At 65.5% G+C, this 18,628-nt stretch carries 25 protein-coding genes; 14 read left to right on the top strand and 11 right to left on the bottom strand.

Features of this window, described 5'->3' with window-relative positions:
* Positions 1–17: 17 nt before the first annotated feature.
* Both ACW179_RS18510 and ACW179_RS18505 read left to right on the top strand, forming a co-directional pair.
* Positions 18–326, top strand: a complete 309-nt coding sequence (locus tag ACW179_RS18510) for an SCP2 sterol-binding domain-containing protein (protein ID WP_492060919.1) — start codon at positions 18–20, stop codon at positions 324–326.
* 4 nt (positions 327–330) lie between these two features.
* Entirely contained in the window at positions 331–1,287 is a 957-nt protein-coding gene (locus ACW179_RS18505) for an alpha/beta fold hydrolase (protein ID WP_492060918.1), read from the top strand.
* Here ACW179_RS18505 and hisN read toward each other — a convergent pair whose 3' ends face one another.
* Positions 1,288–2,124, bottom strand: a complete 837-nt coding sequence (gene hisN, locus ACW179_RS18500) for a histidinol-phosphatase (RefSeq protein WP_492060917.1) — start codon at positions 2,122–2,124, stop codon at positions 1,288–1,290.
* A 43-nt stretch (positions 2,125–2,167) separates the two neighbouring features.
* Positions 2,168–2,563 (bottom strand): helix-turn-helix domain-containing protein, encoded by a 396-nt coding sequence (locus ACW179_RS18495; protein ID WP_492060916.1) that lies wholly within the window; start codon positions 2,561–2,563, stop codon positions 2,168–2,170.
* Positions 2,564–2,680: 117 nt separating this feature from the next.
* On the opposite strand from ACW179_RS18495, the gene ACW179_RS18490 reads away from it, so the two are divergent.
* Complete coding sequence (locus ACW179_RS18490) at positions 2,681–3,607, top strand: lysophospholipid acyltransferase family protein (protein ID WP_492060915.1); 927 nt, start codon at positions 2,681–2,683, stop codon at positions 3,605–3,607.
* 202 nt (positions 3,608–3,809) lie between these two features.
* Here ACW179_RS18490 and ACW179_RS18485 read toward each other — a convergent pair whose 3' ends face one another.
* From ACW179_RS18485 to xseA, 4 genes are all read right to left on the bottom strand, one after another.
* Entirely contained in the window at positions 3,810–4,328 is a 519-nt protein-coding gene (locus ACW179_RS18485) for a response regulator (RefSeq protein WP_492060914.1), read from the bottom strand.
* Between the two features lie 103 nt (positions 4,329–4,431).
* On the bottom strand, positions 4,432–5,226 hold the full coding sequence (locus ACW179_RS18480) for a M23 family metallopeptidase (protein WP_492064352.1): 795 nt from the start codon (positions 5,224–5,226) through the stop codon (positions 4,432–4,434).
* 38 nt (positions 5,227–5,264) lie between these two features.
* Positions 5,265–5,486, bottom strand: a complete 222-nt coding sequence (locus ACW179_RS18475; RefSeq protein WP_492060913.1) for a DUF2093 domain-containing protein — start codon at positions 5,484–5,486, stop codon at positions 5,265–5,267.
* A 27-nt stretch (positions 5,487–5,513) separates the two neighbouring features.
* Positions 5,514–7,031: an exodeoxyribonuclease VII large subunit gene (gene xseA, locus ACW179_RS18470; protein WP_492060912.1), complete on the bottom strand. Its 1,518-nt coding sequence runs from the start codon at positions 7,029–7,031 to the stop codon at positions 5,514–5,516.
* A 93-nt stretch (positions 7,032–7,124) separates the two neighbouring features.
* Between xseA and ACW179_RS18465 the strand changes: the two genes are divergently transcribed.
* Positions 7,125–7,619 (top strand): DUF7079 family protein, encoded by a 495-nt coding sequence (locus ACW179_RS18465; RefSeq protein WP_492060911.1) that lies wholly within the window; start codon positions 7,125–7,127, stop codon positions 7,617–7,619.
* A 78-nt stretch (positions 7,620–7,697) separates the two neighbouring features.
* On the opposite strand, the gene gcrA is transcribed toward ACW179_RS18465, so the two are convergent.
* Positions 7,698–8,231 carry a cell cycle sigma 70 cofactor GcrA gene (gene gcrA / locus ACW179_RS18460; RefSeq protein WP_492060910.1) on the bottom strand — a complete coding sequence of 178 codons (534 nt, stop codon included), beginning with the start codon at positions 8,229–8,231 and terminating at the stop codon, positions 7,698–7,700.
* Between the two features lie 237 nt (positions 8,232–8,468).
* On the opposite strand from gcrA, the gene ACW179_RS18455 reads away from it, so the two are divergent.
* From ACW179_RS18455 to ACW179_RS18440, 4 genes are all read left to right on the top strand, one after another.
* Positions 8,469–9,290: an ABC transporter permease gene (locus ACW179_RS18455; RefSeq protein ID WP_492060909.1), complete on the top strand. Its 822-nt coding sequence runs from the start codon at positions 8,469–8,471 to the stop codon at positions 9,288–9,290.
* A 184-nt stretch (positions 9,291–9,474) separates the two neighbouring features.
* Positions 9,475–10,653, top strand: a complete 1,179-nt coding sequence (locus ACW179_RS18450) for an aspartate aminotransferase family protein (RefSeq protein WP_492064351.1) — start codon at positions 9,475–9,477, stop codon at positions 10,651–10,653.
* Between the two features lie 115 nt (positions 10,654–10,768).
* Complete coding sequence (argF, locus tag ACW179_RS18445) at positions 10,769–11,704, top strand: ornithine carbamoyltransferase (RefSeq protein ID WP_492060908.1); 936 nt, start codon at positions 10,769–10,771, stop codon at positions 11,702–11,704.
* A gap of 5 nt (positions 11,705–11,709) precedes the next feature.
* Positions 11,710–11,949 carry a DUF2164 domain-containing protein gene (locus tag ACW179_RS18440; protein WP_492060907.1) on the top strand — a complete coding sequence of 80 codons (240 nt, stop codon included), beginning with the start codon at positions 11,710–11,712 and terminating at the stop codon, positions 11,947–11,949.
* Between the two features lie 49 nt (positions 11,950–11,998).
* On the opposite strand, the gene ACW179_RS18435 is transcribed toward ACW179_RS18440, so the two are convergent.
* Positions 11,999–12,376 carry a VOC family protein gene (locus ACW179_RS18435; RefSeq protein ID WP_492060906.1) on the bottom strand — a complete coding sequence of 126 codons (378 nt, stop codon included), beginning with the start codon at positions 12,374–12,376 and terminating at the stop codon, positions 11,999–12,001.
* 171 nt (positions 12,377–12,547) lie between these two features.
* On the opposite strand from ACW179_RS18435, the gene ACW179_RS18430 reads away from it, so the two are divergent.
* A complete protein-coding gene (locus ACW179_RS18430) occupies positions 12,548–13,453 on the top strand; it encodes an Hsp33 family molecular chaperone (protein WP_492060905.1) in 906 nt (301 codons plus the stop codon).
* Between the two features lie 61 nt (positions 13,454–13,514).
* On the opposite strand, the gene ACW179_RS18425 is transcribed toward ACW179_RS18430, so the two are convergent.
* The 3 genes from ACW179_RS18425 to metZ form a co-directional block, all read right to left on the bottom strand.
* Positions 13,515–14,030 (bottom strand): hypothetical protein, encoded by a 516-nt coding sequence (locus ACW179_RS18425; protein WP_492060904.1) that lies wholly within the window; start codon positions 14,028–14,030, stop codon positions 13,515–13,517.
* An 89-nt stretch (positions 14,031–14,119) separates the two neighbouring features.
* Complete coding sequence (gene apaG, locus ACW179_RS18420) at positions 14,120–14,584, bottom strand: Co2+/Mg2+ efflux protein ApaG (protein WP_492060903.1); 465 nt, start codon at positions 14,582–14,584, stop codon at positions 14,120–14,122.
* Entirely contained in the window at positions 14,565–15,749 is a 1,185-nt protein-coding gene (gene metZ / locus ACW179_RS18415) for an O-succinylhomoserine sulfhydrylase (protein WP_492064350.1), read from the bottom strand. Before metZ ends, apaG begins: the two co-directional genes overlap by 20 nt.
* 159 nt (positions 15,750–15,908) lie before the next feature.
* Between metZ and ACW179_RS18410 the strand changes: the two genes are divergently transcribed.
* The 5 genes from ACW179_RS18410 to ACW179_RS18390 all read left to right on the top strand — a co-directional run bounded on the left by ACW179_RS18410 (position 15,909) and on the right by ACW179_RS18390 (position 18,616).
* Positions 15,909–16,937, top strand: a complete 1,029-nt coding sequence (locus ACW179_RS18410; protein ID WP_492060902.1) for a 2'-deoxycytidine 5'-triphosphate deaminase — start codon at positions 15,909–15,911, stop codon at positions 16,935–16,937.
* Between the two features lie 209 nt (positions 16,938–17,146).
* Positions 17,147–17,446 (top strand): hypothetical protein, encoded by a 300-nt coding sequence (locus ACW179_RS18405; RefSeq protein WP_492060901.1) that lies wholly within the window; start codon positions 17,147–17,149, stop codon positions 17,444–17,446.
* A gap of 115 nt (positions 17,447–17,561) precedes the next feature.
* Positions 17,562–17,999, top strand: a complete 438-nt coding sequence (locus ACW179_RS18400) for a hypothetical protein (protein WP_492060900.1) — start codon at positions 17,562–17,564, stop codon at positions 17,997–17,999.
* Between the two features lie 24 nt (positions 18,000–18,023).
* The gene (locus tag ACW179_RS18395; protein WP_492060899.1) at positions 18,024–18,425 is read left to right on the top strand and encodes a hypothetical protein; all 402 of its coding nucleotides are present in this window, start codon (positions 18,024–18,026) and stop codon (positions 18,423–18,425) included.
* Positions 18,422–18,616 carry a helix-turn-helix transcriptional regulator gene (locus tag ACW179_RS18390; RefSeq protein ID WP_492060898.1) on the top strand — a complete coding sequence of 65 codons (195 nt, stop codon included), beginning with the start codon at positions 18,422–18,424 and terminating at the stop codon, positions 18,614–18,616. The genes ACW179_RS18395 and ACW179_RS18390 overlap by 4 nt, the downstream gene beginning before the upstream one ends.
* The last annotated feature ends 12 nt before the right edge of the window (positions 18,617–18,628 follow it).

The raw sequence follows: 18,628 nt of genomic DNA, 5'->3' as shown, positions 1-18,628 counted from the left end.
ACAGGGAGAACGCGCTTATGGCTACTCTGCAGGAACTCACCGATCGCATCATCACCGCCGTCGGCGACGACAGCGGCCTGGGCAAGAGCCTGAAGTTCGACCTGAAGGACGCTGGCGTCGTTCATATCGACGGCGGCTCGGTCACCAACGAAGACAAGCCCGCTGATCTGACCATGACGCTCAGCATGGACGATCTTCTGGCCATCGGCGCCGGTTCGCTGGACCCCACCATGGCAGTCATGACCGGCAAGCTGAAGCTGTCGGACATGGGTGCCGCCATGGCGCTGCAGTCCAAGATGGCGACGCTCTTCGCGAAGATGCGCTGATCCCATGGGGGAGCGGGCGCCTCTGGTTTCGATTCCGCAGGCGCGGGTCCCCGATCATGGAACGGCCGAATGGTTCAGCGGCGCGGATGGGGCAACTCTCCGCGCCGCTTTCTTTTCGCCGCAAGGCAAACCGCGCGGCTCTGTTGTGGTCAGCCCCGGCCGTAGCGAACCGATCGAGAAGTATTTCGAGGTCGTGCAGGATCTGCTGGCGCGTGGCTTCGTCGTGCTGGTCCACGACTGGCGAGGGCAGGGGCTTTCGGCGCGCGCCCTGCCTGATCGTCTCAAGGGCCATGCCAGGGGCTTCAAGACCTTTCTGAGTGACTATGTCGCCTTGCTGGAGGCGTTCGCCGAGCGTTTGCCCCGGCCCTGGGTCGCCATGGGCCACTCAATGGGCGGCTGCCTGACGACCCTGGCCCTGGCCCATGGTGAAAACCGCTGTTCAGCCTGTGTGCTGTCGGCGCCGATGCTGGGCCTCAATACCGGCGGCAAGCCCGCCCGTGCGGCTCGCGCCCTAGCCTGGATCTTCGCCCGCGCCGGGCTGGCGGGTGACTACACCCTGGGCGATCGCGGCGATCCTTTCGCCCAGAGCTTCGCCAAGGACGCCCTGACCCACGATGAAGCCCGCTATGGCCTGTATATGGCGCAGTTGACGGCCAATCCCGATATCGCCCTGGGCGGAACGACCTGGGGCTGGGTCGACTTCGCCTTCTCAGCCTGCGCCTGGCTACGCCGCTCGCCGGGTGTCGAGGCCATCTCTATCCCGGTCACTATCGTCGGAGCGGGTGAAGACAGCCGGGTGCTGAACGCCGACCTGAAATCCATCGCCAGCCGTATTCCGAACGGCCGCTACCTGGAGGTGCCGGGTGCCTTCCACGAGATCCTGATCGAGATCGATGAGCGCCGGGCGCAGTTCTGGGCGGCGTTTGACGAGACGGTGGATGCCGTCGCGCCGCGGCTTTAGCTACTTCGCCGAGCGCCTGAGACACACCAGCGCCTCGTCTAGCGGCCTGCGGTCCCCCGAAATCACGATCTGGCCGCCGTTCTGGCCTACGGGTTGGCCGCGCCAGTCGGTGACCAGGCCGCCGGCGCCTTCGATCACGGGAATGGCGGCTTCGATGTCCCAGGATTTCAGACCGGCCTCGATGACCATGTCCATCGTGCCGGCAGCGACCATCGCATAGGCATAGGCGTCGCAGCCCAGGCGGGCCAGCTTGGCACCGGCCCGCACCTGCAGCCAGGCGCCGCGCTCGGCTCCGTCAAAGCAGGCGTCGGCGTCGGTGGTGGCGATGACAGCGTCGGTCAGGCGCTCGCAGGGGCGCACCTTCAGGGGACGGGTCTGGCCGCGCACTTCAAGGCGCGAGCCACCGGCATGGCCGATGAACACCTCGTCCAGATAGGGCTGGCCGATGGAGCCCAGCACGGGGCGGCCCTGATAGCGCAGGCCGATCAGGGTGGTCCACAGCGGCAGGCCCGCAATGAAGGCGCGGGTGCCGTCGACGGGGTCAAGCACCCAGACGAACTCGGCGTCCGGGCGATCTTCGCCATATTCCTCGCCGATCACGCCATGCTCGGGAAAGTGTGTGGCGATCAGCTTGCGAATGGCGGCTTCGGCGCCGCGATCCGCCTCGGTAACGGGATCGAAGGCAGCGTGACTCTCACGCGGCAGATTTTTGCCGACGCCCTTGTCTTCTAGCCCGTGATCGGCCCGGAACAGCGGCAGGATCGCCGCCGCCGAAGCGCGATTGAGGTCAAGGACGAAGGCGTCGAGCGCCGCGAGCCGATCAGCGGAAAGCATCATGGGCGAGGGTTTAACCCCCTCGCCGCAGGTGCGCCACCCAGAGTTAGGCGTCGGCGTGCTCGGCACCGCCGTTCAGCGACTTGGCCAGGTCCAGCAGGCGACGACGCGGACGCTCGCCCAGCAGATAGTAGGCGCGGATCAGATCCAGCGTTTCCTTGCGCGCGAACATCTCGCCGCCTTCGGTCTCGCCGGCGCTTTCGCGACGCATCTGATCGGACAGGCCGTCATAGAAGTAGCCGACCGGCACTTCCAGCGCCTCGGACAGCTGCCAAAGGCGCGCCGCCGAGATGCGATTGGCACCGCATTCATATTTTTGGATCTGCTGGAAACGCACGCCCACCGTGCCGGCCAGCTGCTGCTGGGTCAGGCCCAGCAGACGGCGGCGGCGGCGAAGGCGCTTGCCCAGATGCACGTCAATATCACTGCTCATGGAAGCCAAGCCCCCCGCTTCAATCACCGCGCGTCCCAAAACGGAACGCTCGTCCGAGGCGTCGCAAGGGACGTGCCGGACGAAGCGGCGTTGCGCCGGACGTGCAAGCCAGCCTAGTAAAGACCCATGTCGGATAAGCGTCGGCCTTGGGCCCAGGACCTGCTCTGGCGCTGCGAGGCGCTAGGCTTTGACCTCTTCATCGGCGTCGTGCGCCTGCTGGGCGTGGACGCCGCTTCGGCGTTCGGCGGCTGGCTGGGACGCACCTTTGGCCCCTTGAGCAGCGCCCACAAGGTCGCGGAGCGCAATCTGAAGCTGGCCTTCCCCGACCAGGACGCCGCCTGGCGCGATGAGATCCTGGTAGCGCAGTGGGACGGTCTGGGCCGCACCTTCGCCGAGTTTCCGCTGATGGACCGCATCCTGCCCTCGACAGGTCGGGTCGAGGTGGTCAACCAGGAGCGCCTTTTCCAGATTGCTGCCGACCAGACACCGGTGGTGTTCGTATCCGGACATCTGTCGAACTGGGAAGTGATGCCGGCCGCCATCGTCGATTCCGGCGTGATCTGCGAAATGACCTACCGGGCCGCCAACAATCCCTATGTCGATGAACGCATCAAGGCCAGCCGCCACCGCTACGGCGTGCGGCTGTTCGCCCCCAAGGGCGGCGACGGTGCGCGCGAGCTGCTGGAGGGCATGAAACAGGGCCGTTCGGTTGCACTGATGAATGACCAGAAGTTCAATGGCGGCGTGGCCAGTCCGTTCTTCGGCCACGACGCTCGTACGGCACCCGGGCCCAGCCGTCTGGCGATCCGTTTCGGTACAGTGCTACAGCCGATGTCCGTTCAGCGCATCAAGGGCGCGCGGTTCCGGGCAGTTGTGCACGATCCCATCGCTATTCCCTCGACCGGCGACCGCACGGCCGACATCGAGACCGGGGTGAAGCTGGTCAACGCCTTCATGGAAGAACGGATCCGCGAGCGCCCGGCCGAGTGGTTCTGGGTGCACCGCCGCTGGCCCAACGAGGTCTATGCGGCCCTGGCGGCGCGGGAAGCCTAGAGCAACGCGCGCTAGAGCCGGTTGCGATCTGATGGAATCAGATCACCCGCTCTAGTCTTTTGTTTTCACGCGCGTTTCATTCCGAAAACCGGTTCCCACTTTTCGGAACGCGCGCTAAATCAAACTCGCTCGCCTTGCTCTAGCTTTTTGTTCTCGCATCGCTTTTGCGGAAAACCGGCGGGGCACTTTTCCGCGCGATGCTCTAGATTTCCAGCGTATCCTGCACGGCGCCTGCTTCGCCCCTGCGCCGGAACGGCCCCTCGTAACTGGGATCGTCGCGCCGGCGCCGGCAGGGGCCGAAATAGTCGCCTGACCGGATGAACGGCCGGGGCTTGAAGATCACGGTATTAATGCGGTCCAGCAGCGAGCGGGCTGTGACCGGCTTGACGACGATCTCGGTGACGCCGGCGTCGCGCGCCTCGAACACCCGGTGACGTTCGGCAAAGCCCGTCAGCATGATGATCGGCAGGAACGGATCGACGCTGTCGGGCGAATTGCGGACGAGTTGTGTGAACTGCACGCCGTCCAGCGGTGACATCTTGAAATCGACGATGGCGATGTCGATCATGCTGTCGCGCACGACCTGCAGCGCCTCTGCGCCGTCCATGGCCTCGCGGAAATGCTTTACGCCGACGCCCTTCAGGATCGCGCCCACGATCGCCCGCATGTGCTGGTTGTCGTCAACCATCAGGAAACGCAGGTTCGAAAGCGCCGCCGACATGCGGATCTATACTCCGTGGCAGACCTGAAGTTGATATGTCGGAAAGCCGACTGTTCAGTTCGTGGATAGCGACAACAAGGCTAACGAAAGGTTTACTTTTTCGCTAGCCGCGAGCGGTGACGGCCCCCACCATAAGGGTGGGATCCAGGTTGCGGCCACGCCACTTCATGCGCCAGCAAAGGTGAGGTCCGGTGGCCCGGCCCTCCCGGCCGACCGCCCCGATGCGCTGGCCCTGGGCGACGGGATCGCCCGCCGCCACCAATACCTTCGACAGGTGCAGATAGGCGGTGATCAGGCCCTGGCCATGGTCAATCAGTATCAGGCCGCCCTCAAAATGCAGGTCGGATTCGGCAAAGGTCACCGTGCCCGCCGCCGGCGCACGTATGGGCGTCCCCACGGGCGCGGCCAGATCGACCCCATAGTGGGGTCGGCGCGGCTCGCCGTTCAGAATGCGCTGACCGCCGAAGCGGGCCGAGCGCCGCGCGCCCTCGACAGGCATGATGAAGCCTGTCCGGAAGCCGTCCAGATCAGCCAGGCTGGCGAAGCCCACGGCCTTGCGGCTGCCCTCGGCGGCGATGCGGGCCAGAAGCATGGGGTCTTCCGGCGTCACCTGGCTGGGCGGCAGGCCGTCGATGCGCTGGATGTCGAAATCGCCGGGGGCAATGACGGCCTCGTGGCTGGCCGAGCCTTCATCCGTCGAGACGGTCAGACTCATGGCCGGAGGGGCGTCGCGATCGAAGCCGATCACGAACAGGCCGGCCGCTGAAGCCTGGCCTACGGCCTCGCCGTTCAGTGTCAGATTGGCGCGAGGCGCGGTGCGGCCCAGAGCGTAGCCGCCCTGAACAAAGCGTCCCGAGAGCGAAAGTCCCGGCGCGGCGGCCAGCGCCGGACATGCCAGTCCCGTGGCGGAAAGACCCGCCAGAAGCGCCCGGCGGTTCAGGCGATCTTCTCTTGCCAGCGCTTCAGGGCCTCGGTCGGGCCAGCATAGGCCTCCTGCAATTCCGGGCTCCAGTAGCGCAGGGCCTCCAGCGGCACCTTGGCTCCGGTGACGGCGCAGGCCACATAGCGACCTGGCGACATTACGGCGAATTCGCCGTCGCCATAGTGCAGCACGGCCAGGCCGTCGGATTTTCCAAGGTCGCGATCAAAAGCGTTCATGGGGTCACTTTAGGATATTCGGGCGCTTTAGAACAGGTCGCCCTGATCAGCTTTTGGTGTTGTCGCAGGCTTTGGCCGGGGCGGGCGGATGAGGGGCGCCGCCGCCGCCGGGGCCTCGCCGCCGTCGATGACGGCGTTGCGGTCGCCGTCGCCAAATTGCAGGCTCACCCAATCGCCGGGACCAAGGCTGGCGGACGAGCGCACGATGGACTGGTCGGCCTGGCGCACCAGCGCAAAGCCCATGTCCAGCGGCCGGCGCGGATCGAGCGACCGGCGCAGCTTTTCCAGATTGGCCAGGCGGTCTTCGTCGCGTTTCACTCGCCGTTCGCCCGCCGCTTTCAGGCGATCCCACAGGACGGGCAGGCGGGCATTGGCCTCGATACGCTGGGGCGCGCGACGCGCAGCCAGGGTCAGGCGCTCGCTAAGGTCAGAGAGACGGTCGGCTTTCTGCTGGCGCTGACGGCCCAGAGCTTGCGGCGACAGGCGGGCGGTGACGCGTAGCAGGGCCTGGGCGTGGACGGCGGTGTTGCGGCCCAGGGCAGCATCGAGGCGTCCGGCGGCGATGTCGAAGCGCTGCTGGGCCAGGGCCAGCAGGTCGGCCGGGCGAGGCAGGCCGCGCGCGGCGCTGACCAGGCGGGTGCGGCGATCCTCGATCAGCCGCGCGCCGCTGCGATTGAGGCGGCGATCATAGTCAGAGACCAGGGCCCGAAGTTCGCCCAGCACCGGCGTGGCGATCTCGGCGGCGGCGGTGGGGGTTGGCGCGCGACGGTCGGAGACGAAGTCGATCAGGGTGGTGTCGGTCTCGTGGCCGACCGCCGAGATCAGCGGGATGTCGCTGGCCGCCACGGTGCGGGCCAGGGTCTCGTCATTGAAGGCCCAGAGGTCCTCCACCGAGCCGCCGCCCCGGGCGACGATGATGATGTCGGGACGCGGCACACGACCACCCGGCGCGATGGCGTTGAAGCCGCGGATGGCTCCGGCCACTTGCAGCGCCGCTTGATCGCCTTGCACCACCACCGGCCAGACCAGCACGTGGCAGGGCCAGCGGTCGCGGATGCGGTGCAGGATGTCGCGGATCACCGCCCCGGTCGGGCTGGTGATCACTCCGACCACGGCCGGCATGGTCGGCAGCGGCCGTTTGCGCGCCGCGTCGAACAGGCCCTCGGCATGGAGCTTGGCCTTCAGGCGCTCCAGTTGGGCCAGCAGTGCGCCGACCCCGGCCGCTTCCATGCTCTCGATAACGATCTGGTAGCGCGAGCCGGCCGGATAGGTGGTGATCTTGCCGGTGACGATGACTTCCAGCCCGTGCTCGGGCCGCACGCCCAGGCCCCGCACCGAGCCCTTCCAGACCACGCCGTCGATCGCGGACTTGTCGTCCTTGATGGTCAGATAGACGTGGCCGTTGGAGTGATGGGTTACCTTCGACAGCTCGCCGCGCAGCCGCACGTGGGAATAGCTGGTTTCCAGCGTGCGCTTCAGCGCAAAGGCCAGTTCCGAAACGGAATAGGCGGGCGCGTTGGAATCGGGCAGGGCGGCGTCGGTCATGGCGCACGATAGAACAGTTGGCCGTGGTCGATAAACGCTCTGCCTTGTTGGCGCGAGAAAGCTCCGCTTAAGGTAGCCTCCGAGTGGGGGCATATGGCTGACAGTTTCCTGAGCGAAGACGAGATCGCTCGGCGCACGCCGCTGTGGTGCGCGCTGGCCGAGCTGTTCCTGGATACGGAGATGGAGGTCAGGAACTATCGCGATGTGGCTGAAGCAGCCCAGGCGGGTGGCTTTTCCATCGAGGAGGTGCGCCGGATCCTGGAGGCGGAAGTCTTTCCTGCCTTTGTGTTCAACATCCTGGACATCGCCGGTGAGTGGGCGGGCTTTCATCCCGACGACGTTCGCGAACGCGTTCTGGGCGTGCTCGGCCAGATCAGCGGGTACCGTCCACGCAATCCGTCTTGGACGCTGTTGTTCCGTTCAAAGTTCATGGCCACAGAATGGCCGAAGGTTGAGGCGGCGCTCGAAGGGCGCGAGCCGAATTTTTCCCGCCCGGCCAAGCCGGAGAAGCGCGGTAGTCTTATCCTGGCTTGGCTCTGCCTATTCGCCATAGCCAGCGGCTTGGCGTTGGTCTTTGGCCCGAGATGAGTCGCTCACAGCATAAGGCCCTCCCCGAAGAACGGGGAGGGCCGCATGAGAGACTTGGTCTTGTAAGTTCGCCGGAGCCTAGATGTAGCGGCGCAGCGAGCGGGCCAGCTCGGTCGGGCCGGCCTTCTTCTTGGATTGTTGCGGCTGGTAGGCCACCCGGGCGTGTTCGTTGCAATACGGGCCGTCTGACGAGCGGCGACCGCAGAAGGTGAAGCCGTCCGACGAGGGATCGCCGATCGGCCACTTACACATGTGGGCGCCGAGGGTCAGCACGGTAGCCGAGCCAGGTTGCTCGTCGCGCAGCACGGGCATCGAAGGAGGCTGCTGGTGGGTGGTAACCGGGCTGGGCGCTGAAACGGGCGCGGGCTCGGCGACCACGCGGCGCGGTGCCGAGGGCATGGTCTGGGCGGCCGGACGCGCCGGACGCGGGGCCTTGAAGGCCGGGCGCGCCGGTTGCGAAGGGGCTGCGCGGCCCGAAAGGCCCAGGCGGTGCACCTTGCCGATGACGGCGTTGCGCGTAACGCCGCCCAACTGCTTGGCGATCTGACTGGCCGAAAGGCCGTCCAGCCAGAGCTTCTTCAAGGTCGTGACCCGCTCGTCGGTCCAGCTCATACCCATCTCCCGCCATTGATCGGGTCCGAGGCTTCCCCAAGCCGGCGGACCCTACATCTGGTGTTCTGACCGCCCCGCCGGCGGTCGTCCTACAACATATCGTAAAGAAAACGTTAAATCACACAATGGGCGCCCAGTGGTCTGTCCACAGAAACTACATGTTGATTCGGGGTGCGGCAGCCTTGCCTTGGGGCGACCCAAGGCGCAAATGGCCAAGGCACGCAGGGATTTGGGCTCATGAGAGACTTAGCAGACAGCGTCGTTCCGCCGCAGCCGCGCGACTATCACGGCTGGAACTGGAGCGGCTTCTTTACGCTGTACCAGCGGGAGATCCGCCGTTTCTGGAAAGTGGGCACGCAGACTGTGGCCGCTCCCGTGGTGACGACCCTGCTCTACATGCTGGTGTTCGTGGTCGCCGTCGGCCCCGCGCGTCAGGCGGTGGACGGGGTCAGCTTCGGACACTTCGTGGCCCCCGGCCTGATCATGATGGCCATTCTGAACAATGCCTTCGCCAATTCCTCGTCTTCGCTGATCCAGGCCAAGATGATGGGTCTGACGCCCGACTTCCTGACCCCGCCGCTGTCGCCGCTGGAACAGGTTTCGGCTTTCGCCCTTGGCGCAGCGACCCGGGGTGTGGTGGTCGGGGCGGTGACGGCCATCGTCATCGGCCTGCTGCCGGGCGCGGGCTTGGGCGTCGCCCACGTCTGGCCGATCTTCTATTTCGGGATCGGTGCCTCGCTGATCCTGGGTCTGGCCGGAATTCTGGCGGGCCTGTGGGCCGAGAAGTTCGACCAGCTGTCGGCCGTGACCAACTTCCTGATCATGCCGATGACCTTCCTGTCGGGGACCTTCTACCTGGTCGACAAGTTGCCCGAGCCGTTCCGGACGGCCAGCCACTACAACCCGTTCTTCTATCTGATCGACGGCTTCCGCTACGGCTTCATTGGCCATGCCGACGGCTCGATCCTGATCGGCGTGGTGACTACAGCGGTGCTGACGGTGGCGCTGTTCCTGTGGTGCTGGCATCTGTTCCGCACCGGGTATCGCCTGAAGACCTGAGCGGCTGTGTCGAAGCGCCCTCAAGTCGCTAAATTCACCGTACTTTCATTGACAGACTGACGTTCCACGGCGACAACCTGCGGCCTTCCGGTCCCCGTGCGAACAGCGCGGGGGCTTCTTTCCTTTTTGGGAGGCCGTCTTGAGCATTCAGGCGTCATCGTCGAACCTGTCGCAACAGCACATCATGGGCGTCTACAACCGCGCCCCGCTGGCGTTCGAGCGAGGCGTAGGCGCACGACTGTTCTCGACCGACGGCGAGGTCTATCTGGACTGCGTGGCGGGCATCGCCACCGACGGTCTGGGCCACGCCCACCCCGTGCTGGTCGAAGCGCTGAAGACCCAGGGCGAGAAGCTCTGGCACGTCTCCAACATCTATCGCATTCCCGAGCAGGAAGAGCTGGCCGACAAGCTGTGCGCCCATAGCTTCGCCGACGTTGTGTTCTTCACCAACTCGGGCACCGAGGCGATTGAGTGCGCGCTCAAGACGGCCCGCAAGTATCACACCGCCAATGGCCAGCCCGAGCGGACCGAGATCTTCGGTTTCGACGGCTCGTTCCACGGCCGCTCCTATGCGGCGGTCAATGCCTCGGGCAATCCCAGCTATGTCGAGGGTTTTGGCCCACGCCTGCCGGGTTACAGCCAGCTGACCTTCGGTGACCATGACGCGCTGAAGGCGGCCATCGCGCTGCCGACCACGGCGGCGATCATCGTCGAGCCCGTGCAGGGCGAGGGCGGCGCGCGTTCGATCCCCGAGCACTGCCTGGTCAGCCTGCGCTCGCTCTGCGACGAGCACGGCGTCCTGCTGATCTATGACGAAGTGCAGTGCGGCATGGGCCGGACCGGCAAGCTGTTCGCCTATGAATGGGCTCCCGGCGGCGAGCCGCACATCATGGCTGTGGCCAAGGCCCTGGGCGGCGGCTTCCCGGTCGGTGCCTGCCTGGCCACCACCGAGGCGGCCAAGGGCATGACCGTGGGCGTTCACGGCTCGACCTTCGGCGGCAATCCGCTGGCCATGGCCGTGGGCAAGGCGGCGTTCGACACGATCAACACGCCCGAGATCCTCGACAACGTGAAGACCGTGGCCGGCTATTTCGTGCAGCAACTGAACGGGCTGAAGGATCGCTTCCCGGACGTCATCGTCGATATCCGCGGCAAGGGCTTCCTGATCGGCGTCAAGCTGATCCCGAACAACCGCGACTTCATGGTCCTGGCCCGCGATGAAAAGCTGCTGGTGGCCGGAGGTGGCGACAACTGCGTGCGTCTGCTGCCGCCGCTGAACCTGACCATCGAAGAAGCCAGCGAGGCGATCGCCAAGCTTGAAAAGGCTTGCGAGGCCGCACGCGCAAAGCTGGCAGCCGCTTAAACCCAACTTCCATAGGCTCTTCCCGGCGAAAGCCGGGACCCAGATCACGCCCGCTGATTTCCCGGATCTATCTGGGCCCCGGCTTTTGCCGGGGAGAGCGGGAGAGGGAATGGCAATGACCCACCCCAGAAACTTTATCGATCTCTGGAAGCTGGACGGCGCAACGCTGCGGCTGATGCTGGAGGATGCCAAGGCCCGCAAGACCGCTCGCAAGGGCTGGGGGCAGGGCAGGATCGACGCCGACGCTCCGGCCGACGGGCGGGTGCTGGCGATGATCTTCCAGAAGAATTCGACCCGTACGCGGTTTTCGTTCGACGCGGCTATCCGTCAGCTGGGCGGATCGGGGATCATCTCGACCTCTAACGACATGCAACTGGGGCGCGGCGAGACGATCGAGGACACCGCCCGCGTCCTGTCGCGGATGGTCGATGCGGTGATGATCCGCGCCAACAGCCATGCCGATGTCGAGCGCTTCGCCCAGGTCTCGACCGTGCCGGTGATCAACGGCCTGACCGACAAGAGCCATCCGTGCCAGATCATGGCCGACCTCTTGACCATCGAAGAGCATCGCGGCGACGTCGGTGGCAAGACCATTGCCTGGGTCGGTGATGGCAACAATGTCTGCTCCAGCTTCATCCACGCCGCCCCGCTGCTGGGCTTCAAGCTGAAGATCGCCTGTCCGGCGGTCTATCACCCCGACCTGGTGGATCTGGCCCGGGCCCAGGACCTGCAAGGCCAGGTGACCATGACCGACGACCCCAAGGAAGCCGTTCGTGGGGCTGATGTGGTGGTGGCCGATACCTGGGTCTCGATGGGCGACACCGACCATGACGAGCGTCTGGCCGCGCTGGAGCCCTATCAGGTCGATGAGGCCCTGATGGACCTGTCGGCGCCCGACGGCGTCTTCCTGCACTGCCTGCCGGCTCACCGGGGTGAAGAGGTCACCGACGCCGTGCTTGATGGTCCGCGGTCCCTGGCCTGGGACGAGGCGGAAAACCGCATCCACGCCCAGAAGTCGGTGCTGGCCTGGGCCTTCGGGGCGATCGGCTAGGGTCGATGCCGAAAATCGAGTTCAACAAGCAGAAGCGCGATGCCCTGCTGATCAAGCTGACCCGCTATCTTGATCGCGAACTTGACTGCGAGGCCAGCCCGCTTCAGGCGGGGTTTCTGCTCGACTTCATTTCCGAAGAGATGGGGCCGTACTACTACAATCAGGGCGTTCAGGACGCTCAGACCCTGTTCCGCGAAAAGCTGGAAGACGCGGTCTACGAGATCGAGAAGCCGTTCAAGGACTAAACGGGCGGAGCACCGGCCATCACGGCCGGCGCGCCTTTCGTTGCAGGACCTATCCCATGCGATGCATGGCGCAGAGCTTGTTGCCGTCGGGGTCACGCAGATAGGCCAGATAGAGCTTGCCCACGCTGCCGTCCCGCACGCCGGGAGGGTCTTCGCAGGCGGTCCCGCCCTGGGCCAGGCCCGCCGCATGCCAGGCGTCGGCCTGTTCGGGTGAACTGCAGGCGAAGCCAACCGTCCCGCCATTGGCGAAGGTCGCGGGTTCGCCATTGATCGGCTTCGAGATCGCGAAGATGCCGGTCGGGGTCATGTAGAAAATGCGCTCACCGTTGGTCATGGCCGGCGGCACGCCGAGCGTGGCCAGAAGGGCGTCATAGAAGCCCCGGGCGCGATCAAGGTCGTTCGTGCCGATCATGATATGGGAAAACATTCTGGTCTTTCCTCCACTTGCGGTCGGCTTTTACGGACGGTGCCCGCAGCGTTTCCGCTGGTTGCGGCCAGCCTAGCACCGCCGTTTCCATCAGGCGACCCGGTGACACAGTGGTCTCTACCCGGTTGCCCCCCCTCGCAATTTTCGCCGAACCGCCTATCTAACCGCCCCATGACCGATATCTCCGCCATTCCCGCCCTCGACGACGTCGTTTCCGCCTTCCAGATCGAGGGCCTGCCGGTGCGTGGCCGCGTCGTTCGCCTGGGCGCCGCCGTGCACGAGGTACTGAGCCACCACGACTATCCCGAGCCCGTCGCCAACCTGCTGGGCGAAGCCTGCGCCCTGGCGGCCCTGGTCGGCTCCAGTCTCAAGTTCGAAGGCCGACTGATCGTCCAGGCCCAGGGCGATGGACCGGTGCGCTATGTCGTTGTCGACTACGACACCAGCGGCGGCCTGCGCGGCTATTGCCGTTTCGACGCGGACGAAGTGGCAAAGGTCAGCGAAGGCTTTGCGCGGCCCGGGGCCAAGACCCTGCTGGGCGGCGGCGTCTTCATCATGACCCTCGACCAGGGGCCCGATACCGACCGCTATCAGGGCGTGACCGCCATCGAGGGCGAGACCCTGGCCCTTTGCGCCGAGCAGTATTTCGACCAGTCCGAGCAGACCCCGACGCGGGTGCGCCTGGCGGTCGGGCAGGTGGATACGGGCGATGGCCCATCATGGCGCGCGGGCGGCATTCTGATCCAGGCCATCGCCGGCGACGAGACGCGCGGCGAGACCCAGGAAGCCTGGCGTCACGCCCAGGCCTTTTTCGAGACCACCGGCGAGGACGAACTGATCGATCCGACCGTCAGCACGCCGACCCTGCTGTACCGCCTCTATCACGAGGACGGTGTGCGCCTGCTGGAAGAGAAGCCCCTGAAGGCATTCTGCCGCTGTTCCGACGAGCGGATCAGTGCGGTGCTGGCCTCGTTCTCCGATGAGGAGAAGGTCGAGATGGTCGAGCCGGACGGCAAGATCCACGTGACGTGCGAGTATTGCTCGCGGGTCTATGCGATGGCTCCGGACGCGGTCTGACACGAAAATGCCGGCGGCCCTTACGGGCGCCGGCATTCCTTCGATCCGATCCAGCCTGCCGTCAGCTGTTGCAACCGGTCTGGCGCAGGCCCTGTTGGAAGGCCTCGTGATTGGCTTCGGTCTCCAGGGTGGCGACGCTGGAGCGGGCGATGAAGCGACGCGCCTCCCGGCCGCCGGCGCCGTCATCAATGTGCACCGTGCCGCAGATCACCAGCGCCGAGCGATACATCCCAAGTCTCAGATCCCTGAATTGGGCACCTTCCGGGTTGGGGAGAGTTTCGCTGACGGCGTCCTTGAACTTCGGCGCGACCTCGGAGACCAGCCGGCGTGTAGCCCGGGTCTGCTCTTCAAGCCGTCCGAAGCCATAGCTCACATAGTCGCCGTCATAGGTCTGGCGGGAAAGGTTGGCACGCTGGGTGGCGTAGCCGCCCGTCGCCCGGTTGAAATGCGGGTCGCGCTTGATGATCGACTGGCCCGGAACAGGTTGGGTCTGGGCGAGGGCAGGCGCGGCCGAAATCGCCAGCGCCGCCGCAGCGGCCAGCGTCAAGGCGGGGAGACGAAAAGCCTTCTGCGACATCGGGTAACCTCTTTGATGAGAAGAGCAAAGCTTCAACTCGCCTGAAGAAGGTGTCAACGGCGCGTGCGCGCGGAAGGGGTGGCGCGTTGCTAGTTGTAACGTCTTGCGGCGCCGGGCAGGTGTAGCGAGAATTCCGGGATCTCGGCGTCGAACACCTCACCCGCCTCGGTCATCATCTGGTAGCTGCCGCGCATGGCACCGGAAGGGGTGGGCAGCGGGCAGTTGGAGACGTAGCGGAAGGCCTCGCGGGCCTTCAACTCGGGCTGCTCGCCCACCACGCCAGAGCCCTCGACATCGTTACTGCGGTTGAGCCCGTCGGTGATCGTCCAGCGGCGCGCCACCAGGTGCACGGTCTCGACGCCGTGGTTCTCGATCTCCACCGTGTAGGACCACAGATAGAGACCGTTCTCGGGCGAGGAATCCTCGGCCAGATAGGTGGGGGCTACACGCACCACGATGTCGCGCGTGCGGGCCTCGTAGGCGCCGCTGTCGGCTCCGCGCCGACGCCTTATCCGCTGCAGCGGCGGCGAGGATTCACGCCTGGTCGAGCGCACGGGTCACATCTCGCGTCAGATCATCCAGGCTTTCCAGGCCCACCGACAGGCGCACGCCGCCTTCGACAACGCCCAGCGAGGGGCGTTGATCTTCGGGCACCGAGCGGTGGGTGGTGGTCGGCGGGTGGGTGGCCATCGATTTGGCGTCCCCCAGATTGTTGGAGATGTCGACGATCTCCAGGGCATTGAGGAACTTGAACGCCGCTTCGCGCGAGCCCAGGTCCAGCGCCACCACCGTGCCGCCGCCGGTCATCTGCGACTTGGCGACATTGTGGCCCGGATGGTCGTGGCGGAAGGGATAGAGCACCGACTTGGTCTTCTTGTGCTCGGCCATCACATTGGCCAGGGCGAAGGCGGTATCGGTCTGGCGGCGTACGCGCAGATCAAGGGTCTCCAGGCCCTTGACCAGGACCCAGGCGTTAAACGGCGACAGCGACGGGCCGGTGTGGCGCAGCATGTCGCGATAGAATTCTTCGTTGATCGCTTCGCTGGTCAGGATGGCTCCGCCCAGAACCCGGCCCTGGCCGTCGATGTGCTTGGTGGCCGAATAGACCACGACGTCAGCGCCCAGCTTCAGCGGCTGCTGGAAGATCGGGGTGGCGAAGACGTTATCGACAATGACCTTTGCGCCGACCGCGTGCGCCATTTCCGACACTGCGCGGATGTCGGTAATCTCCAGCACCGGGTTGGAAGGCGTCTCGATCAGCACCGCCTTGGTGTTGGGCCGCATGGCCGCTTCCCAGGCCTTGGGATCGGTAGCGTCGACAAAGGTGGTTTCGACGCCGAAGCGCGGCAGCCACTCGGCGATCAGCCAGCGGCACGAGCCGAACAGGGCGCGGCCGGCCACGACGTGGTCGCCGGCCTTTACCAGGCCCATCAGGGCCGCATTGATCGAGGCCATGCCCGTCGCCTGGGCGCGGCAGACTTCTGCGCCCTCCAGCAGCGCAAGGCGGTCCTCGAACATCTTCACGGTCGGATTGTTGAAGCGCGAATAGACGAAACCCGGATCCTCGCCGGAGAACCGGCGGTCGGCTCCCTCGGCGCTGTCATAGGTGAAGCCCTGGGTCAGATAGAGCGCTTCGGCGGTCTCCATATACTGCGACCGGGCCAGCCCCCCGCGGATCAGTTTGGTCGCGATGTCCCAGTCTTTCGGGTCCTCGGCCACGGGGTGTTCCTTCTTCGGCGCGGAAAAGGCCGGCATAAGGGGTTCAGCGGCCCGCAGGGTCAAGGCTGGCCCGGCGGATTTCAACATCAGAAGTGCTGGAGGCGAGCCGCGTGCGCTCCAGCCTTGCCTTCCAGGCGAGCTTTAGCGACTGTCGCGCCGATGACCGACGCCCATTCCGCAGGGATTCTGCCCTGCCAATCCATCGAGGACCTGATCGCCCACGACGCGATCACCTCACAGACGCCTTTCGACGTCGATCAGGTGCAGCCCGCAAGCCTGGACCTGCGCCTTGGCGCGCGCGCCTGGCGGGTGCGGGCCTCGTTCTTGCCGGGCCTGGGTCGCAAGGTGAGCGAGCGTCTGAAAGACGTGGCCATGCACGAGCTGGACCTGACCAAGGGCGCGGTGCTGGAAAAGGGCTGCGTCTATATCGCCGAACTGCAGGAGGGGCTGTCGCTGCCGGCCAACATCTCGGCGCGTGGCAATCCCAAAAGCTCGACCGGCCGGGTAGACGTGTTCGTGCGCCTGCTGACCAATCACAGCCGTGCCTTCGACGATGTCGACGCGGGATATGACGGCCCGCTCTATATGGAGATCGCGCCCCAGACCTTTTCGGTTCTGGTGCGGTCGGGCACGCGCCTGAACCAACTGCGCCTCAAGCGCGGCGAACCGGCCAAGCTGTCGATTCGCAGCGTCGGGGTGGACCTTTCGCCCGGCATGGGTGGCATTGTCGGTTTCCGCGGCCGCCGCCACGCCGGCGTCGTCGACCTGGACCATGAGGACGGCCACGATCCGCGCGACTTCTGGGAGCCGCTGGAAACCCGCCATGGCGAGTTGCTGCTGGATCCGGGCGAATTTTACATCCTGGCGTCGAAGGACAATATCGAGATCCCGGTGATGGAAGCGGCCGAGATGACGCCCATCGATCCGTCGGTCGGCGAGTTCCGCGTCCACTATGCCGGTTTCTTCGATCCGGGCTTCGGCACCGAGGAAGCCGGCGCTGTCGGCTCCAAGGGCGTGCTGGAGGTGCGCAGCCACGAGACGCCGTTCCTGCTGGAAGACGGCCAGACCGTCGCGCGCCTGGTCTATGAGCCGCTCACCGCGCGGCCCGTGCGCCTGTACGGCGAGGGCGGCTCGCACTACCAGCGACAGGGCCTGAAGCTGTCCAAGCATTTCAGGGCCTGGAAGTAGGGCAGGGCGCTCGCCCCACGATGAGATTCGGGCCGTCCGTAAAGGCCACGCTTGCGCCCCTCAATGTCGCATCGCCGTGTCGCGCGACACGGCGTCACACTACATCTGGTGGCCCTTTTCGTTCGTCGCCCAAGTGGTAGTCAAAGGTCGAGGTTTGCCGGTGCTCATCAGTGGAGCGTTTCGCCGGTTCGTCCGCTGGAGATACGCCCTTGGCAAAGCCTGGCCTCGACCCCTTCGCCATTCTCGCCGCTCGCATAAGGGCCTGGGACCGGTGCTCGCGCATTCCAGGATGCGACAAGGCGGTCTGGCGACAGGACGCTAACGGTCGGGTGATCCGCTGGGCCGATTTTGGCGACCGCTTCTCGCGCTATGGCTGGGAAACCCGAACGTGCCGCAGCGATACTGCCCTGGGGCGGGCGCTCAAGCGTTACCGGATCGAGGCAATCCACTGGCGCGGAATTCTGGGAGGCGAAGCCCGTGACGGGTTCGATCTGCCCCGCGCGGCCTGAAAAGCTAGGCCAGCCTTACATTTAGTCCACTTAGCCATACAAAAAGAAAAGCACACTTGACATCGCGTGTCGGTGAATGACAAATGTCCTTGTCATTTAGACGGGGTTGTTTGTCATGAACGAGCAGATTGGTCGCCAGGCGGCTCGCCAGGCCCTGGCGCAGAAGATCCTGGTAGGCTGCGGCATCTTCGGAGGTGTCGTGGGTGCCGGCGGTGCCCTTTTGAGCGAGACCGGCATTGTCCTGCCGACGGCGCTGGTCTTCAGCGCCAGCCTGATCGCCATCGGGGTCTTCTTCTGGGTGTGCGTCATCTACTGGCGCAACATCGACGAGGCTGCGCGCGAGGCCCACAAGTTCGCCTGGTTCTGGGGCGGCACGGGCGGGATGCTGGCAATGCTGCCGCTGGGCACCCTGGTCAGCAATGAGCGCCTGCTCGCGGTCTTCCACCAGCGCCCACCTGCCGAGTGGGTGCTTCTCGGCTTCCTGACCCTGCTGACCGCCCAGCTTGCCGGCTACGGTCTGGTCTGGGTCGGGTGGTGGCTGCGCCAGCGCTGAAAACGCCAGAAAAGGAGAGGAATCATGGCTCAGGCCAAGTCACCCGCCGCGCGCCGCTATCTGGCCCGCTTCTTTCCCGCCATCCTGGCCTATGTGGCCGTGTTGTTCGCGTCGATCTGGACGATCCGCAACCTTCACCCCGAGGGACCGCTGCTCTGGCTGGTGGCGGTGGCACCCGCCGTGCCGATCATCGCCGCCATAGCGGCCATGGGACTCTATATGGTGGAGGAGACCGACGAGTTTCTGCGCGCCATCCTGGCCCAGTCCATGCTGTGGGGCATCGGGGTGACCATGGCGCTCTGCACCATCTGGGGCTTCCTCGAGAACGCCGGCCTGCTGCCGCACCCGCCGCTGTATCTGATCTTCCCGCTGTTCTGCGGCAGCTTTGGCCTCGCCCAGCCCTTTGTCAGCAGGAGGTATCGGTGAAAAATCGCCTTAAGGTCCTGCGCGCCGAGCGTGACTGGAGCCAGGCGGATCTCGCCGACCGGCTGGAAGTCTCGCGCCAGACCATTAATGCCCTCGAGACGGGCAAGTACGATCCCAGCCTGCCGCTGGCCTTCAAGATCGCCCGTCTGTTCAGCCAATCCATTGAATCCATTTTCCAGGACGAGGCCTGAGGGCCCTTCCCT

It is taken from the genome of Caulobacter sp. AVps18, assembly GCF_058681425.1.
Note: the sequence above shows the minus strand (reverse complement) of the source record. Positions and strands in the feature narration are given on the sequence as shown.

Bases quoted from the DNA above. Each gene is read 5' to 3' on its own strand.
- ACW179_RS18510 (WP_492060919.1), top strand. From the start codon at position 18: ATGGCTACTCTGCAGGAACTCACCGATCGCATCATCACCGCCGTCGGC.
- ACW179_RS18505 (WP_492060918.1), top strand. From the start codon at position 331: ATGGGGGAGCGGGCGCCTCTGGTTTCGATTCCGCAGGCGCGGGTCCCC.
- hisN (WP_492060917.1), bottom strand. From the start codon at position 2,124: ATGATGCTTTCCGCTGATCGGCTCGCGGCGCTCGACGCCTTCGTCCTT.
- ACW179_RS18490 (WP_492060915.1), top strand. From the start codon at position 2,681: ATGTCGGATAAGCGTCGGCCTTGGGCCCAGGACCTGCTCTGGCGCTGC.
- ACW179_RS18485 (WP_492060914.1), bottom strand. From the start codon at position 4,328: ATGTCGGCGGCGCTTTCGAACCTGCGTTTCCTGATGGTTGACGACAAC.
- ACW179_RS18475 (WP_492060913.1), bottom strand. From the start codon at position 5,486: ATGAACGCTTTTGATCGCGACCTTGGAAAATCCGACGGCCTGGCCGTG.
- xseA (WP_492060912.1), bottom strand. From the start codon at position 7,031: ATGACCGACGCCGCCCTGCCCGATTCCAACGCGCCCGCCTATTCCGTT.
- ACW179_RS18465 (WP_492060911.1), top strand. From the start codon at position 7,125: ATGGCTGACAGTTTCCTGAGCGAAGACGAGATCGCTCGGCGCACGCCG.
- gcrA (WP_492060910.1), bottom strand. From the start codon at position 8,231: ATGAGCTGGACCGACGAGCGGGTCACGACCTTGAAGAAGCTCTGGCTG.
- ACW179_RS18455 (WP_492060909.1), top strand. From the start codon at position 8,469: ATGAGAGACTTAGCAGACAGCGTCGTTCCGCCGCAGCCGCGCGACTAT.
- ACW179_RS18450 (WP_492064351.1), top strand. From the start codon at position 9,475: ATGGGCGTCTACAACCGCGCCCCGCTGGCGTTCGAGCGAGGCGTAGGC.
- argF (WP_492060908.1), top strand. From the start codon at position 10,769: ATGACCCACCCCAGAAACTTTATCGATCTCTGGAAGCTGGACGGCGCA.
- ACW179_RS18440 (WP_492060907.1), top strand. From the start codon at position 11,710: ATGCCGAAAATCGAGTTCAACAAGCAGAAGCGCGATGCCCTGCTGATC.
- ACW179_RS18435 (WP_492060906.1), bottom strand. From the start codon at position 12,376: ATGTTTTCCCATATCATGATCGGCACGAACGACCTTGATCGCGCCCGG.
- ACW179_RS18430 (WP_492060905.1), top strand. From the start codon at position 12,548: ATGACCGATATCTCCGCCATTCCCGCCCTCGACGACGTCGTTTCCGCC.
- ACW179_RS18425 (WP_492060904.1), bottom strand. From the start codon at position 14,030: ATGTCGCAGAAGGCTTTTCGTCTCCCCGCCTTGACGCTGGCCGCTGCG.
- ACW179_RS18410 (WP_492060902.1), top strand. From the start codon at position 15,909: ATGACCGACGCCCATTCCGCAGGGATTCTGCCCTGCCAATCCATCGAG.
- ACW179_RS18400 (WP_492060900.1), top strand. From the start codon at position 17,562: ATGAACGAGCAGATTGGTCGCCAGGCGGCTCGCCAGGCCCTGGCGCAG.
- ACW179_RS18395 (WP_492060899.1), top strand. From the start codon at position 18,024: ATGGCTCAGGCCAAGTCACCCGCCGCGCGCCGCTATCTGGCCCGCTTC.